This window comes from Bradyrhizobium oligotrophicum S58, assembly GCF_000344805.1.
GTDB lineage: Bacteria > Pseudomonadota > Alphaproteobacteria > Rhizobiales > Xanthobacteraceae > Bradyrhizobium > Bradyrhizobium oligotrophicum.
In genome coordinates this window covers 1526745-1541266 of the sequence record NC_020453.1, presented here as the reverse complement: position 1 = coordinate 1541266, position 14522 = coordinate 1526745, and the positions used below count along the sequence as shown (strand labels likewise).

The 14522-nt window shown below is 65.1% G+C and carries 14 protein-coding genes and 1 tRNA gene; 8 read left to right on the top strand and 7 right to left on the bottom strand.

The features are described from left to right. Positions 1 to 41: 41 nt before the first annotated feature. Together greA and S58_RS06670 are read left to right on the top strand one after the other, a co-directional pair. On the top strand, positions 42 to 518 hold the full coding sequence (greA, locus tag S58_RS06675; RefSeq protein ID WP_015664495.1) for a transcription elongation factor GreA: 477 nt from the start codon (positions 42 to 44) through the stop codon (positions 516 to 518). A gap of 245 nt (positions 519 to 763) precedes the next feature. Beyond that, on the top strand, positions 764 to 1168 hold the full coding sequence (locus S58_RS06670; protein WP_015664494.1) for a DoxX family protein: 405 nt from the start codon (positions 764 to 766) through the stop codon (positions 1166 to 1168). A 158-nt stretch (positions 1169 to 1326) separates the two neighbouring features. Here the strand turns inward: S58_RS06670 and S58_RS06665 are convergent, their stop codons facing one another. Next, positions 1327 to 1806, bottom strand: a complete 480-nt coding sequence (locus tag S58_RS06665; RefSeq protein ID WP_015664493.1) for an Lrp/AsnC family transcriptional regulator — start codon at positions 1804 to 1806, stop codon at positions 1327 to 1329. A gap of 283 nt (positions 1807 to 2089) precedes the next feature. On the opposite strand from S58_RS06665, the gene trxB reads away from it, so the two are divergent. From trxB to S58_RS39290, 4 genes are all read left to right on the top strand, one after another. Further along, positions 2090 to 3055: a thioredoxin-disulfide reductase gene (gene trxB / locus S58_RS06660; RefSeq protein WP_015664492.1), complete on the top strand. Its 966-nt coding sequence runs from the start codon at positions 2090 to 2092 to the stop codon at positions 3053 to 3055. Positions 3056 to 3062: 7 nt separating this feature from the next. Next, positions 3063 to 3986 carry a LysR family transcriptional regulator gene (locus S58_RS06655; RefSeq protein WP_042338881.1) on the top strand — a complete coding sequence of 308 codons (924 nt, stop codon included), beginning with the start codon at positions 3063 to 3065 and terminating at the stop codon, positions 3984 to 3986. A gap of 444 nt (positions 3987 to 4430) precedes the next feature. Beyond that, positions 4431 to 5351, top strand: a complete 921-nt coding sequence (locus S58_RS06650) for a 4-hydroxy-tetrahydrodipicolinate synthase family protein (RefSeq protein WP_015664490.1) — start codon at positions 4431 to 4433, stop codon at positions 5349 to 5351. Between the two features lie 201 nt (positions 5352 to 5552). Beyond that, positions 5553 to 5687, top strand: a complete 135-nt coding sequence (locus S58_RS39290; protein WP_277996605.1) for a hypothetical protein — start codon at positions 5553 to 5555, stop codon at positions 5685 to 5687. 96 nt (positions 5688 to 5783) lie between these two features. Here the strand turns inward: S58_RS39290 and S58_RS06645 are convergent, their stop codons facing one another. From S58_RS06645 to S58_RS06630, 4 genes are all read right to left on the bottom strand, one after another. Continuing rightward, positions 5784 to 6461: a ParA family protein gene (locus tag S58_RS06645; RefSeq protein WP_015664489.1), complete on the bottom strand. Its 678-nt coding sequence runs from the start codon at positions 6459 to 6461 to the stop codon at positions 5784 to 5786. Between the two features lie 282 nt (positions 6462 to 6743). After that, on the bottom strand, positions 6744 to 7097 hold the full coding sequence (locus S58_RS06640; RefSeq protein WP_015664488.1) for a hypothetical protein: 354 nt from the start codon (positions 7095 to 7097) through the stop codon (positions 6744 to 6746). Between the two features lie 320 nt (positions 7098 to 7417). Then, positions 7418 to 7494: transfer RNA gene (locus S58_RS06635), tRNA-His, on the bottom strand. 261 nt (positions 7495 to 7755) lie between these two features. Beyond that, complete coding sequence (locus S58_RS06630; protein ID WP_015664487.1) at positions 7756 to 8190, bottom strand: phasin; 435 nt, start codon at positions 8188 to 8190, stop codon at positions 7756 to 7758. A 589-nt stretch (positions 8191 to 8779) separates the two neighbouring features. Here S58_RS06630 and S58_RS06625 point away from each other — a divergent pair. Continuing rightward, on the top strand, positions 8780 to 12217 hold the full coding sequence (locus S58_RS06625; RefSeq protein WP_015664486.1) for a PAS domain S-box protein: 3438 nt from the start codon (positions 8780 to 8782) through the stop codon (positions 12215 to 12217). Here the strand turns inward: S58_RS06625 and S58_RS06620 are convergent. After that, positions 12202 to 13413, bottom strand: coding sequence for an NnrS family protein (locus tag S58_RS06620; protein ID WP_083938515.1), 1212 nt, complete (start codon positions 13411 to 13413; stop codon positions 12202 to 12204). The genes S58_RS06625 and S58_RS06620 overlap by 16 nt on opposite strands. Positions 13414 to 13577: 164 nt before the next feature. On the opposite strand from S58_RS06620, the gene S58_RS06615 reads away from it, so the two are divergent. After that, entirely contained in the window at positions 13578 to 14297 is a 720-nt protein-coding gene (locus S58_RS06615) for a Crp/Fnr family transcriptional regulator (RefSeq protein WP_015664484.1), read from the top strand. Here S58_RS06615 and S58_RS06610 read toward each other — a convergent pair whose 3' ends face one another. Further along, positions 14298 to 14489: a DUF1858 domain-containing protein gene (locus S58_RS06610; RefSeq protein WP_042340596.1), complete on the bottom strand. Its 192-nt coding sequence runs from the start codon at positions 14487 to 14489 to the stop codon at positions 14298 to 14300. Positions 14490 to 14522: the final 33 nt, after the last annotated feature.

The window sequence follows — 14522 nt, the reverse complement described above, 5'->3', positions numbered from 1 at the left end:
ATCGTGCGCGCTTTGCCCGCACGACTGAAGGACGAGAAGAGATGGTGGAAAAGGTTCCGATGACCTCGGGCGGCTACGCCGCGCTGGAGACCGAGCTGAAGAAGCGACAATCGGTGGACCGGCCGCGCATCATCGAACACATCGCCGAAGCGCGCTCGCACGGCGACCTGTCGGAGAACGCGGAATATCATGCCGCCAAGGAAGAGCAGTCGCACAATGAGGGCCGCATCGCCGAGCTGGAGGACAAGCTCGCACGCGCCGACATCATCGACGTCACCAAGCTCTCCGGAGATACGATCAAGTTCGGCGCAACGGTGACCCTGATCGACGAGGACACCGAGAAGAAGGCGGTCTGGCAGATCGTCGGCGAGGTCGAAGCGGACGCCAAGAAGGGCAAGATTTCGATCACCTCGCCGCTCGCGCGCGCGTTGATCGGCAAGAAGATGGGGACCACCGTCGAGGTCATGGCGCCGGGCGGCGCCAAGTCCTACGAAATCGCCAAGGTCGAGTGGCGCTGAGACGAGGCAAAGTCCCGTCTCAACGCATCGAAGGGCTGCGCCAGGGCGCGGCCCTTTGTCGTTTCCGCGGTTGCACGGCGGCGAAAGGGCACCACTTCGGCAGTACACGCCCAATTCATCTGATGTCACGACACATGCCGGTGACGCAGTTCCGGCAATCAGCTAAATCTGGGGCGACGAGCGGGGCGGCAACGACCGATCCGGCCATCGTCGCATCATGGTTTTCTGTTGGGGGACGATCACACATGGAGCAGATGCTCTCGAAATGGCAACCGGCTGCACTCAGCCTGTTTCGCTTCATCACCGGCCTGCTGTTGTTTCAATACGGCGTGGCCAAGATCTTCAAGTTTCCTGTCATCCCGTACTTCGCCAACATTCCGCCGCTGATCTACACGGCTGGCATGATCGAGCTGGTGCTTGGCGCGTTGCTGATGGTCGGCCTGCTCACTCGGCCCGTCGCGTTCATCCTGGCTGGCGAGATGGCCTTCGCCTACTTCATGGGCCACATGTTCAAGACGGGCGAGCCGGTATGGCTGCCGCTCCTGAACAACGGCACCGCGGCGATCGCATTCTGCTTCTCCTGCCTGTACCTGGCGACGGCCGGCGGCGGCCCGATCAGCCTGGACGCGATGCTGCGGAAGAAAAGCTGAGCTTCGACGCTCTGCATCGTCATTCCGGGCCGATGCGACAGCACCGAACCCGGAATCCAGAGCTGGCGAGACGATCTCGAGATTCCGGGTTCAGCCCCTGTGGGGGCTGCCCCGGAATGACCTCCAAGAATGATCTTCAAGAATGATCTCCAAGGGGCTTAGCTCCGCCCCTTGACCTCGAGCGGCACGGCCGCTTCGTATTTGGAGTTGTGCAGCACCAGCGAGGTCCTGACGTTGCGCACATGGGGCGCCGCCGTCAGATGCGTCACGAACTCCTGAAACGTCGCCATGTCCGGCGCCACGCATTTCAGGATGAAGTCGACCTCGCCCGAGAGCATCCAGCATTCCCGGACCAGCGGCTCCGACCGCACGAACTCCTCGAACGCCTTCAGGTCGGCATCGGCCTGGCTCGACAGGTGGACCGAGGCGAACACGGTCACGTCGAAGCCGAGCTTGCGGGGATCGAGCAGGCCCCGGTAGCCGGTGATGTAGCCTTCCTCTTCCAGGGTCCGGACCCGCCGCAGGCATGGCGGCGGCGAAATGCCGACCCGCTTGGCGAGCTCGACATTGGTGATCCTGCCATCGGCCTGGATTTCGCTCAGAATTTTGAGATCGATCTCGTCAAGATTTTTGGACACGGGGAGCGGGGGTCTGGCGGGAACATGCGGGAGGCGTGCCCCCGGGCGGATGGCAACTCTCTTAGCGCAACCCGGCCAATTTGCGCAATTTTATTACTCAAGATTTCCCCTGTTGACCGGCTCGTGAAGGGAAAATTCGCCGAGATGCGTTGCAATTCTTGCATGGCTGGCCAGATGGCTTAGACTTGGATTTGACATTTTCGATGGGGCTTCGGGGCGTTTCTTCCGCGCAATCCGCTCGCTACGTCGTCAATCCTCCCTTTTCGAGCGAGTTATCGGCCCCATGCAAGCTCCGATCCATGCCAAAGTCGTCATCATCGGGTCCGGCCCCGCAGGCTACACGGCGGCGATCTACGCGGCACGGGCTATGCTGGAGCCGGTGCTGATCCAGGGCATCCAGCCGGGCGGCCAGCTCACGATCACGACCGACGTCGAGAACTATCCGGGTTTTGCCGACGTCATCCAGGGCCCCTGGCTGATGGAGCAGATGGAGAAGCAGGCGACGCATGTCGGCGCCCAGATCAAGACCGACCTGGTGACCAAGCTCGAGCTGGGACAGCGTCCGTTTCGCCTGACCTGCGACTCCGGCGACATCTATCTCGCGGAGACGGTCATCCTGGCCACGGGCGCGCAGGCGCGCTGGCTGGGACTGCCGTCGGAGGAAACCTTCAAGGGCTTTGGCGTCTCCGCCTGCGCCACCTGCGACGGCTTCTTCTATCGCGGCAAGGAGGTCGTGGTGGTCGGCGGCGGCAACACCGCGGTCGAGGAGGCGCTGTTCCTGACCAACTTCGCCTCGACGGTGACGGTCGTGCATCGGCGCGATCATTTCCGCGCCGAGCGCATCCTGCAGGAGCGGCTGTTCAAGCACCCCAAGATCAAGGTGGTGTGGGACAGCGCGCTGGACGAGATCTGCGGCGGCAGCGCGCCGTCCAAGGTGACGCATGTCCGGCTCAAGAACGTCAAGACAGGCGCCGTCTCCGAGCTGCCCGCCGACGGCGTGTTCGTCGCGATCGGCCATGCACCGGCAACGGAGCTGGTCGCCGGCCAGCTCAAACTGAAACCTTCCGGTTACGTCGAGGTGGTTCCGGGCACGACCGCGACCTCCGTCCCCGGTGTGTTTGCCGCCGGCGACGTCGCCGACGAAACCTACCGGCAGGCGATCACCGCGGCCGGCATGGGCTGCATGGCCGCCCTCGAAGCCGAACGCTTCCTCGCCCACGCTGCGAGCGAACGCGCCGCGGCGGAATGAACTGACGATGCCACGATCACGGGATGGATTTAAGGACATGGATTGGGACAAGCTGAAGGTGTTTCACGCAGCGGCGGAAGCGGGGAGCTTCACGCATGCCGGGGAGCAGCTCGGGCTGTCGCAATCGGCAGTGTCGCGCCAGGTCAGCGCGCTCGAACAAGAGCTGGCGGTCTCGCTATTCCATCGCCACGCCCGCGGCCTGATCCTCACCGAGCAGGGCGACCTGTTGTTCCGCACCGCGCATGACGTCTTCATGCAGCTGCAGGCGGCGCGGGCCAAGCTCACCGACAGCCGCGAGCGGCCGAGCGGCGACCTGAAGATCACGACCACGCCCGGCGTCGGCATCAACTGGCTGATTCCGCGGCTCGGCGAATTCACCGCGCTGTATCCGGAGATCCGGATCTCGCTGATCGTCACCGACGAAGAGCTCGATTTGTCGATGCGCGAGGCCGACGTTGCGATCCGCACCCGCAAGCCGACCCAGCCTGACCTGATCCAGCGCAAGCTGTTCGCGATCAGCTTCCACGCTTATTGCTCACCGGAATATGTGAAGCGCTTCGGCACGCCGCGGACTCTGGACGAGCTCGACGATCATCGCATCATCATGCTCGCCGACGGCCAGGTCGCGCCGCACCTGCAGAACCGCAGCTGGCTGGTCGATGCCGGCCGCAACGGCTCCGGCCCGCGCGAGGCCTATTTCCGGGTCAACAACATTCTCGGCCTCGTCCGCGCCTGCCAGCAGGGCCTCGGCATCGCCGCGCTGCCCGACTACCTCGTCGAAGAGAACAGCCGCCTCGTGCAGTTGTTCGGCGAGTCCGACTCGATTCAGCTCGACACCTACTTCGTCTATCCCGAGGAATTGAAGACGGTGGCGCGCGTGCAGGTGTTCCGTGACTTTGTCGTGAGCAAAGCGCAGCGCTGGCCGGCTTGAGATTGTGCATGTCTGACATGCGGCCCGCATGGTTGCTGGAGGGCCGCATCGAAGCTCATACTCTTGGTGTGCTGAGCGTTGGCGTTGCGCATTGTCCCCCCTCCTCCAGCGGCGCAAGCGCTCAGAAATCCTTCTTGGAAGGTGATTGTGTCGGCCGCGTTGGCCAATACCTCCAGCCGGGCTCATTGGGCCCGGCTTCTTTTTTGCCGGTTGTTTCCCGTCACTGCCGATGCAGCGTTGACAGCATCGGCAGCATTGCGCATGTAGATCGCATGTCCACCTTTTCGCACGCGAAGCTGTCGTCGAAAAAAGCACCCCTCCCGGGGATGTGTGGACGCGTGCGTTAGAAGCTCTCAAAAGTTTCGCCGCCGCATCACCAAGCCCCGCCGCAAGGACGGGGTTTTTTCATGTCCCGTCTCCGGCAATTCCCCAAGGAGATGGACCATGACCGACCCTCGAACGCGACTGCAAGGACTCTGGCTGCCGCTGATCACGCCGTTTCGCGACGGCGCGCTCGACGAGCCATCCTTGCGCAATCTGATTCGACACTACGCCGCCCGGCCGATCGATGGGCTGATGCTCGGCGCGACGTCAGGCGAAGGACTGGCCTTGTCATGGGACGAGCGCGCGCGCCTGGTCGGCGTGGTCCGTGACGAACTCGCAGCGACAGGCCGACCGCTGCCGATCTGTCTCGGCGTCGGCGGCGTCGCGACGGCCGATCTGATCGAGGCGCTCGACCGAACCGCATCCTGGCCGATCGACTTCTATCTGATCTCGAGCCCGCCTTACGTCCGTCCGTCGCAGCGCGGCCTGCTGGCGCATTTCACCGCATTGGCCGAGCGCACCACGCACCCGATCGTGCTCTACAACATTCCCTATCGCTCGGCCGTCGGGCTCGACAACGAGACGCTGCTGCAGCTCGCCGAGCATCCCGCCATCGCAGGCCTCAAGGATTGCTGCGCTAACCGCATGCAGACCCGGGATCTCATCGCGCGCAAGCCGGCAGGCTTCCGCCTCCTGACCGGTGAAGACGCCCAGAGCTTCGACGCCCTGCAGGCCGGCGCCGAAGGGGCCATCCTGCTTTCAGCACATCTGGAGACCGAGACGTTTGCCGCGATCCTGCAGCATGTGAGGGCGGGCCGACACGACGCCGCGGCGGCGTGCTGGACCGAGGTCGAGGATCTCACGCGGCTGCTGTTCACCGAGCCGAGCCCTGCCCCGGCGAAGTACTGGCTGGCGCGCACCGGCGTGATTGCAAGCCCCGAGGTGCGCCTGCCGATGGTCGAGGTCGGCGCCGCACTCGCCGCGCGACTGGATAAGGAGATCGAGCGCCGGACGGCAGCGGCGCAGAGCCGCGTCGCCTGAACCGTCGCCAACGCGATCGCCGGCTCCGACTCGTCCCGATCGCGACGACGGAGCCGGCGACGCGACCACTGCCAACACCGAGACCGGACTTGCGTGGTTAATCCGAGCTACCAGGCGCGCTCAAATGCGGCGCAGTCCGCAACCTCGTGTTTAAAGATGTTCCGCTATGGATGTTGAAAACGTCAAAAGCACGGGGGCGTCGTGGCTTTGCAGGATCATCCATACCCAGAACAGCCTGGGTTCAGCGTCGAAGATATTCTATGGGCGGTCGGGATCTGGTCCGTGATCCTGACCCTGACGCCGGCGATCGCCTTCTATCTGCTGATGATCGCCTGACGTCGCTGCGCGGCCCCACCGGGCGGCTTGGCGACGAACCGACCGCGCACGAAAACGCGCGGAGAACCGCGCGTGCGTGGCGACAGGATTTTGAGATCAGGCTGCCTGCTTGTGCATGGCGCCGTTGGCGGACACCGTGCCGCGAATCGCCCTCACCGAACGCTCGATCGCAGCCCACAGACGCGCGATCTCAGCCGCGGCGCGGCCTTCGGCGTAATATTCACGCACACCTTCGCCCTGCCCCAGTGCCATCAGCAGATCGGCGCGGTTGGTGATCTGTCCACCCCACACCGGCGCCTTGAACTTGGCCAGCGCCTCGCGGGCGATGGTGACGATCGGGCTCTCGGCATCGTCGCGGCGCGCCGGCGCGCCATTGAGGACGACCGCATAAGGCTTGCGCGCGGAGCGGCAGGTCTGGATCGTCTCCTGGACCGCGTTGACGTCGAACACACCGGGGCGCGCCGGGATGATCACCATGGTCGCGTTCTTGATCGCATCTTCGACGACCGCCGACACGGTCGGCGGCGTATCGATCAGCACCCACTCGACGCCGTCGCGGCGAGCGGCGGACACGATCGCGCTCACCGAGTTCACGGCGGTCTTGATCGGCGGCTCGTTGGTGCCGCGCAGCTTGTGCCAGAGCGTCAGCGACCCCTGGGGGTCGGCATCGATCAGCAGACAGGACTTGCTCGACTTGATCTGCGCAGCGAGATGGGCGGCCAGGGTGCTCTTGCCTGAACCGCCCTTACGCGATGCGAAAACAATAACGTTCATCACTTGGCCTCCAGATTGACCCCGGCCGCGAAAATGAATCACCGCACTGATTCGCGGAAGATAAATTTAGCGATTGATAAGACGTAACTCCTGATTGCTGAAACGCATTGGTTTTTGAGTCACACCGAAACAGCAAAAGCAGCAGATCGACCGCATTGCTCGACAACATCCGGTCTTCTCCGAGCGCATTTGCATGTTGAGGCTGCGCATCGAGACGCGAACGAAACGCGTCCACTGATCACGCTCGTTCCGAATGCCGTCGAATGCGGCAACAGGTGTTGCTCAGGTCGCGTCCGGCCGCGTCGACTTCTTCGTCTTGGCGGCCCGTGCAGTGACCGGCGTCTTGCTGGCGGGGCGGATGCTCATCGGCCGTTGCGCGCGTCCGGATGACGCAGCCCGGCGCGGCTCCGGCCCGAACTGAGCACGACACGGCGGCGACAGCTCAGCCTTGCGACGGACCATGCATGCGGTGACGCGATCGACATCGGGAATGTCGGAACTACAAAGCCGGAAGGCATCGCTCGTGCACGCCTGCTCCTGCTCGGCCGTGTAGGCCCGTGCCGCTACGGGCGCTAACAGCGCGGCTGTCACGATCAGGACGGCAGCGATGCATGGATTGAGATCCATCCCTCTCATTGTCCCCTCCCCTCATTGCCGCAAATAGTGAGTGAAGGAGGTCGGATTCGCAAGCAACGGCGTCCCGCCGCGTTACTCATCCAGCTGCGCGGACTGAAAGCGAACGGACGCGCCGTCGATATATCCGTCGAAATACGGAGATCGGGATCAGGCGTCCGCGACGAAAGCGCGGCGCACGCACGGCACGGTGCAAAGACATAAGCGAGACGTCGCCATGGCGCACGATTCGAACCGCGAGGCGCAGCCATGAGCGACACGCGACAGGGCGTCGACGATCAGACGAGTGGGCTTGCGGAGGGGGATGGCGATCGTTCGGCGCATGGTACAGTTGGGTGGGCTCGAACCACCGACCTCCTGTTCCACAGACAGGCGCTCTAACCAACTGAGCTACAACTGCATCCGCCATGGGACCGTCCCGCCAAGGGGGGTCCGAACGCGCCGGAAACTAGGTGCAACGGGCGAATTTGGCAAGGCCGAGAACGGATAAAGTCTGCCGCCATGCCGGCGTTTTTAGCACCGCTCTGAGCTAGCTCCCCGGACGACCGAAAAAGCGCCCCTAAAAGCATCGAACCCGGACGCGTCGCGCCCGGGCCCTGAATGAAACGTCCGCCGTTCAGCCGGCGCACGACGTGCCGCGCGCGGCCGACGTCCGGCCAGCTCAGGCAGCCGGCTTGAACAGCTTCGTGGCGCTCGCCTTGATCGGCTCGACCGTCTCGGTCGCGACCTTCTGGCCGAGCTCGCCGAGCTCCTTGGCCTGAACCGTGAACGTCTCGACCTGCTTACGGACGAAGCCCGTCCACAGCTCCATCGCTTCCGACGGCGACTTCACGCCGAACAGCTCCTGGGCGAAGTCCAGCGAAGCCGTCGTATTGGCCTTCGTGAACTCCATGACCTTGGACGAATAGGCGCCGGCGCCCTTGCTGGCATTCGCGAAGAAGGCCTCGACGGCCGAATTGTGGGTCTCTGCGGCGTCCTTGAACTTGGCGTAGTTCTCACGGGCCTGCGATACGCCCTTCTCGGCGAACGCGCGCACCTGTTCGGGAACCTCGAACGGAATGATCGACGCGGAGAAAGGATCGGTGGCATTGGTCATGGCATGCATCCTTGGAAATAATTGAGACTGGACCGTCCCGGCACCGGGAAGTCACTTCGGATCACGCAGAGGAACCGCCCCTGGGAGGTAACAACCTCGCGTAGAGCTATATCGTGTCAATTTTGTGCAATGCAACGGAAATTCCAAAATCAGGAACTCTTTGTCGCACGCTCGATCTAGCAGGAGCCATTACACAACCAGTAATTGATATTTCGAGCTCTGGCCCCGGTCACGCTTCAAGGACCTGCAGCGACGATCGCCGCCTGCTGATGGCTTATCTTAATCTCGCAGCGGCGGCTGCCAAACATCGGTCCGGCTGGCCGCCACCGTCCAGCCCGCTTGGGCCGTTCGGCCGGCTTTGCGACCCGATCGCCCAGGTCCGCATTGCAACGCGCGAGCCCCGGGCTCGTGCCGCTGATTTTGCCCGCAAATGGCCCGGCGGGAACACATTAAGGTTATCCAAGCTTTAGCAGGACCGCCCCACGGCCGGGCCGTGGACCTCCGCCCTCAAAACGCGCGATAGTAACGAATTCTTAACGCTGCCCTTCCGGCCCCGATCAACACAAGAGCCGTTCACCACCGTCGCCACATGAACAACGCCGATCTCGAATTGCAGGTTCTGAGCGACCCCCGGCTGGCCGTCCATGCCGCGGGCAGCCTGCCGGCGTGGCTCTGGTCGGCCGATGGCAGCCGGGTGCTGTGGGCCAATGCGATCGGTGCGCGCGCCCTCGGTGCCGCCACTGCAGCGGCCCTGGTCGCGAAGACATTCGGCCCGGCCGATTCGCATCGCCGCCAGATCGCCCAGCTGGGACGACAATTGCCTGAGAATGGCGCGCTCCGGCTCGAACGCCTGCGCGGCTTCGGCGCGCCGCTCGGCACGCTCGCGACCTGCGGCTGCGCAAGAATCGACCTGCCGGACGGCACGCGCGCGGTGTTGATCACCAGCACCGACGCCGGTGGGCGCGGCTTCGCCTGGCCCGAACGTCTGACGCGTCTCGTGGAAAGCAGCGGGCATGCACTGATCGCGTTCACCCAGGACGGCCAGTTCGCCGGCATCAGCGCAGCCGGCCGCCGCCTGTTCGGCATGCAGGATCTGAGCGAATCCGGCTTTGCCGAAGCGCGCCGGACGGCTCTTGCCGAGGGTATGGCCGCGGTGACGTTCGGAGCCGCGCGCGTTGCGCTCTATCGTATCGGCAGCGGCAACCAGGTCGGGCTGGTCGCCGTACCGTTACCCATCCTGCCCGAAGAGATCGACGCGCCAACCCCGGCGCCGACACCTGACGCAGAGCCGACCGCCGATGCCGCCCCGGCATCATTCCCCCGCGTGGATACGATCCACGCCGATGCGGCCGAGACTCCGCCTCCTCCTCCGATGGACGCAATGACCGAACGCCACACCGACTATGAAGCCCCCGCGCTGTCGAACGAAGCGCCCGCCGAATTCCTGCTGATCGATGAGCCGGCCGAAGCCGGGCTGTTCGAACCTCTCGCGCCGGTGCTGCAGACCACGACCGATACGCCTCCCTCCGATGCCGCTCCGCTGCAGACTTCGTCCAGCCAGGAGTCCGTCACTGCAGCCACGGCACGACCGATGCCGCACGAGGACGACGTCGGCGGGGTCGAGGCCGGCGACACCGACGCGGGCCGCCGCCATCCGCTGCGCTTTTCGTGGCAGATGGACGCCGAGGGGCGGTTCACGCTCGGGTCCGACGCGTTCACACGTCTGATCGGCGACCACAGCGCGGCTCAACTCGGCCGTCGCTGGCACGACCTGGCCGTCGCCCTCGAACTCGATCCCGAAGGGCGCGTTGCTACTGCAGTCGAGACTCGAGAGACCTGGAGCGGCCTCATCGTCACCTGGCCTGCCGCCGGCGGCGAGCGGCTCGCGATCGAGTTGTCGGGCCTGCCTGTCTTCACCGAGGACAAGAGCTATGCCGGGTATCATGGCTTCGGCGTCTGCCGCGATCTCGACGCCATGGACCGGCTGGACAGGCGCGCGGCCTCGGCCGATGCGGCGACCGGGGAAGCTCCGCAATTCTGTGCAACCGACCCTGCTCAATCCGACCTTGCGCCGGCCGCAGATGTGCCGCCGCGGCAGGACAACACTACAGTGCCGGCGCGTGACGCTTCCATTGCGCAAGAAGCGCCCCACATCGATGGCATGGGACTCGAAGCGACCGGCAACGTTGTTCCGTTCCGCGCCCCAGGGGAAACCAAGCATCCGGCGCTCACGCCGGTGGAGAACAATGCGTTTCATGAACTTGCGCGCCAGCTATCGGCCCGGCTCGAAGGTGAAATCCGCAATTCGGCGGCGGACGCCGGCAGCTCGGCGCCCGAACCGGCTTCGCGCGTGAGCGACCCGTTCGACCCGCCGCACCAGGATCCATCGGCAACCGCCGACATTACCGGCGATCGCGGCATCGCGCTCCAGACCGAATGGCTGACGCCCGAAGCGCCGCCGCCCCAGGGCGACAGCCAGCGTGACCGCATCCTGCTGGACCTGTTGCCGACCGGCATGTTGATCTACCGGCTCGATCGGTTGCTGTACGGCAATCCCGCCTTCTTCAAGCAGATGGGCTATGCCGACCTGGCGGCGCTGGAACAGGCCGGCGGCCTTGATGCACTGTATGTCGAGCCCGGCGTTTCATCGTCGTCCAGCAAGTCCGAAGCCGGCACGCCGGTGACGATCTCGGCGGCGGACGGCTCCTCCAGCGAGGAGGTGAAGGCCGAAGCGCGCCTGTTCACGATCACCTGGGACGGCGACAGCGCGCATGCGCTGATCTTCGCGCCGACGCCTGGTCCAGCTGCAGTGCTGGCCCCAACTATTGAAGCTGCGCCTGCAATGGCAACGACACCGGCCGCACCGCCGCCGCTCGTCGTCGCACCGCCTGCCGTTCCCGGTCATGCGGAGGCTGAAGACCTTGCCACCATCCTCGATGTCACTGCCGAGGGCATCCTCCTGTTCGATGCCGGTGGCAACATCCACGCCTGCAATCGCAGCGCCGAGGTGCTGTTCGGATATGACGGCGCAGCCCTGGTGCGCCGAAATCTGATCGAGCTGTTCGCGCCGGAGAGCGCCCGCCTCGTGCTTGAATATCTCGACGGCGTTCAGCAGGCCGGTGCGTCGGGCCTGCTGGGTCAAGGCCACGAGGTGCTGGGCAAACTGGCCCAGGGCGGCGTGATCCCGTTGTCGATGACGATCGGCCGGACCAGGACCGACGGTCCGAATTTCTTTGCCGTGTTCCGCGATCTGTCGCAGCTGCGCCGCGGCGAAAGCGAGCTGCTGCAGGCCCGCCGCGTCGCCGACCGGGCTGCCAGCGCCAAGGCCGACATGCTGGCGCGGATCAGCCATGAGGTGCGCGCGCCGCTCAACGCGATCATCGGCTTTGCCGAGGTGATGATCGGCGAGCGCTTCGGCACGCTCGGCAACACCCGCTACGCCGAATACATGAAGGACATCCGCACCTCGGGCGAACGCGTGGTGTCGCTGATCGACGACCTGCTCGAACTATCACGCATCGAGACCGGCAAGCTCGAGCTCGCCTTCACCAGCCAGAACCTCAACGAACTGGTGGAGAGCTGCGTCGCAGTGATGCAGCCACAGGCCAACCGCGCGCGCATCATCATCCGTACCTCCCTGTCGCAAACGCTTGCTCCGGTCGTCGCCGACGCCAGGGCGCTGCGCCAGATCGCCATGAACCTGATCTCCGCATCGATCTCGCTCGCCAATCCCGGCGGCCAGGTCATCGTGTCCACGGCGACGTCTGATTTCGGCGAGGTGGTGCTGCGCGTGCGCGACACCGGGCATGGGCTGAACGATCAGGCCATGGCCGCGGCGCTCGAACCGTTCCGCACACCGGCGGCTGCCGAGCAGTCCGCCGACGGATCGGGTCTCAGCCTGTCGCTCACCAAGGCGCTCGTCGAAGCCAACCGCGCGCAATTCCACGTCAAGGCGGCGCCGAAATCCGGCACGCTGCTGGAAGTCGTGTTCTCGCGGGCGGTCGCGCGCAATCAGAGCACGGGCTGAGCCGCGCCTGGGCGACGCACCGCCAGGGCACGCAGCTTGAGACCGAGCAGCAACGGCCCGAAAGCCAGCGCAAAGCCGGCGAATGCGATGATCCAGGCGAACGCCGCGACATGCAGCAGGGCCTCGGCGTAGGCCGGCGCCAACACCGCACAGATGCGCGTCAGCGCGGCGACGACGATCGCCAGATAGATCGTCTGCGTCGCGATCGAGGCCGTCAGCGCCTGGCCGGTATGGCCGAGCGTGGCGCGTGTCATCACCGCCAGCGTCGTGACGCCGGCAGCCCCGGTCATCCAGGCATGCAATCCGGCGCTCGGCAGAACCCAACCGAAGCTCGCGGCCGCATTGAGCAGGAAGCCGAGCGGCACGAAGGCATAGCCGATGTGCAGGATCGCCAGCAGCCGCTCACGCAGCGTACGATCGCCGGCCCAGCGCGCCAGTCTCACGACGTGCAGGCCGCCCGCTGCAGCGAGCGCCAGCCCGATCGGGGCGCTATCCGGCGCCACGATCCAGCCGAGCAGGCTCAGCGCGCTGAACAGCACGACGGCCATGTCGAAGCGGCCGAACGGCACCGGCAACCGGCCGGGATTGTGCTTGACCAGCCAGTTGCGGGTGAAGCTCGGCGTGATGCGGCCGCCGATCAGCGCGAGCAGCAGCACGATCACGGCGACGCCGGTGCGGATGGCATAGTCCGCCGAACCGCGCAGATGGACCTCGACATGGAACGCGACGTTGCCGGCACACAGCACTGCGACGATCGCGACCACCGGCAGATTGTGCCAGTTCCGGCCCGCGGCGATCTCGCGCGCCGCCGCCAGCACCACCAGCAGCAGAAAGCTCGCATCGATCAGCAGCGCGGCCCACCAGGGTCCGAACGCGGACAAGGTCACGGCCATCCGCCCGGCCAGCCATACCGTCACGAGCGTCGCCAAAGGCAGCCCGCGGATCGGCAGGCGTCCGGTCCAGTTCGGAATCGCCGTAAACAGGAAGCCGGTGACGATGGCGGGCAGATAGCCGTAGAGCATCTCGTGCACGTGCCAGTCGCGTGGGGCGAAAGCCGAGCTCAGCTTCAGCTCGCCGTAAAAGGCCGGGAGCCAGATCAGGATCGCCAGCGCGGCCTGGATCGCACCGAGCAGAAAGAACGGCCGGAAACCGTTGGCGAGGACGGTCCAGCCCTGATAGTTGCGTGGAATGGCCATGTGCATGCTCGCTCTGACGACGGGAACCGCGCCGGGCACGGCGCCTCTCGCTACGTGTAGTTGGGTGTGGGGATGGAGGTATTGCGCCAGCACAAACTTCCGATGGTTCGCAAAAACGTGCTATTGAGCGGCCCGATCCGGCACGCCTTGCCGCGGAGAACATCATGGCTTCCATCGACCGTTCGCTGGTCGCGCATCTGCCGCTGTTTGCGGGCCTTTCCGCCGAAGATCTCACGGACGTGTTGCGCGAGGCCCGGTCCATTCGCGTGGCCCGCAACGGCGCGGTGTTCGAGCAGGGCGCCGATGCGACCTCGTTCTTCCTTCTGCTCCACGGCCATGTCCGCGCCAGCAAGACGACGCCGACGGGCGACCAGATCGTGGTCCGCTACGTCGTGCCCGGCGACACGTTCGGCGTCGCGCCTGCGATCGGCCTCCAGCATTATCCGGCAACGGCCACTGCCGTCGACGACAGCATCGTGCTGGCCTGGCCATCCGCCGCATGGCCGCGCCTCGTCGCCAGGTTCCCGTCACTCGGCGCAAATACGTTACAGACCATCGGCCAGCGTTTGCAGGAAACGCATGCGCGCGTGATCGAGATGTCCACGCAGCAGGTCGAGCAGCGCATCGCGCATGCGCTGCTTAGGCTCGCCAACCAGGCCGGCCGCAAGCTCGATCACGGCGTGCAGATCGACTTTCCAATCAGCCGGCAGGACATTGCGCAGATGACCGGAACGACGCTGCACACGGTGAGCCGCATTCTCTCAGCCTGGGAGCAGCTCGGTCTCGTCGAAAGCGGCCGTCAGAAGATCGTGCTGCGCGAACCGCACAAGATCGTGCTGCTGGCCGAGCAAGGCTCGGGGGACACGACGACCTCTCGATCCTGATCACGTGCAGGCACACAGCGCCGACAGGAACGCGTCGGGATCGACGCTATGCTCGCGGCAGGCGTCCGCGACGTTGTGAAAGCAGGCGATAGGGCAGCCGACGCAGCGCATCTGGAAGGCGAGAAAGACGTGGATCGTCTCCGGCCTTCGCCGCATGACGTCGTCGACCAGTTCATCAAAGGAGATTTGCATGCGCGCCTCCATTCCAGAGCGAATGGTAGCGAG

Excerpts from the sequence above, each read along its gene's own strand:
- S58_RS06630 (WP_015664487.1), bottom strand. The coding sequence starts at position 8,190 with ATGACCAATGCCACCGATCCTTTCTCCGCGTCGATCATTCCGTTCGAG.
- S58_RS06620 (WP_083938515.1), bottom strand. The coding sequence starts at position 13,413 with ATGGCCATTCCACGCAACTATCAGGGCTGGACCGTCCTCGCCAACGGT.
- S58_RS06645 (WP_015664489.1), bottom strand. The coding sequence starts at position 6,461 with ATGAACGTTATTGTTTTCGCATCGCGTAAGGGCGGTTCAGGCAAGAGC.
- trxB (WP_015664492.1), top strand. The coding sequence starts at position 2,090 with ATGCAAGCTCCGATCCATGCCAAAGTCGTCATCATCGGGTCCGGCCCC.
- S58_RS06650 (WP_015664490.1), top strand. The coding sequence starts at position 4,431 with ATGACCGACCCTCGAACGCGACTGCAAGGACTCTGGCTGCCGCTGATC.
- greA (WP_015664495.1), top strand. The coding sequence starts at position 42 with ATGGTGGAAAAGGTTCCGATGACCTCGGGCGGCTACGCCGCGCTGGAG.
- S58_RS06670 (WP_015664494.1), top strand. The coding sequence starts at position 764 with ATGGAGCAGATGCTCTCGAAATGGCAACCGGCTGCACTCAGCCTGTTT.
- S58_RS06610 (WP_042340596.1), bottom strand. The coding sequence starts at position 14,489 with ATGCAAATCTCCTTTGATGAACTGGTCGACGACGTCATGCGGCGAAGG.
- S58_RS06625 (WP_015664486.1), top strand. The coding sequence starts at position 8,780 with ATGAACAACGCCGATCTCGAATTGCAGGTTCTGAGCGACCCCCGGCTG.
- S58_RS06655 (WP_042338881.1), top strand. The coding sequence starts at position 3,063 with ATGCCACGATCACGGGATGGATTTAAGGACATGGATTGGGACAAGCTG.
- S58_RS06615 (WP_015664484.1), top strand. The coding sequence starts at position 13,578 with ATGGCTTCCATCGACCGTTCGCTGGTCGCGCATCTGCCGCTGTTTGCG.
- S58_RS06640 (WP_015664488.1), bottom strand. The coding sequence starts at position 7,097 with ATGAGAGGGATGGATCTCAATCCATGCATCGCTGCCGTCCTGATCGTG.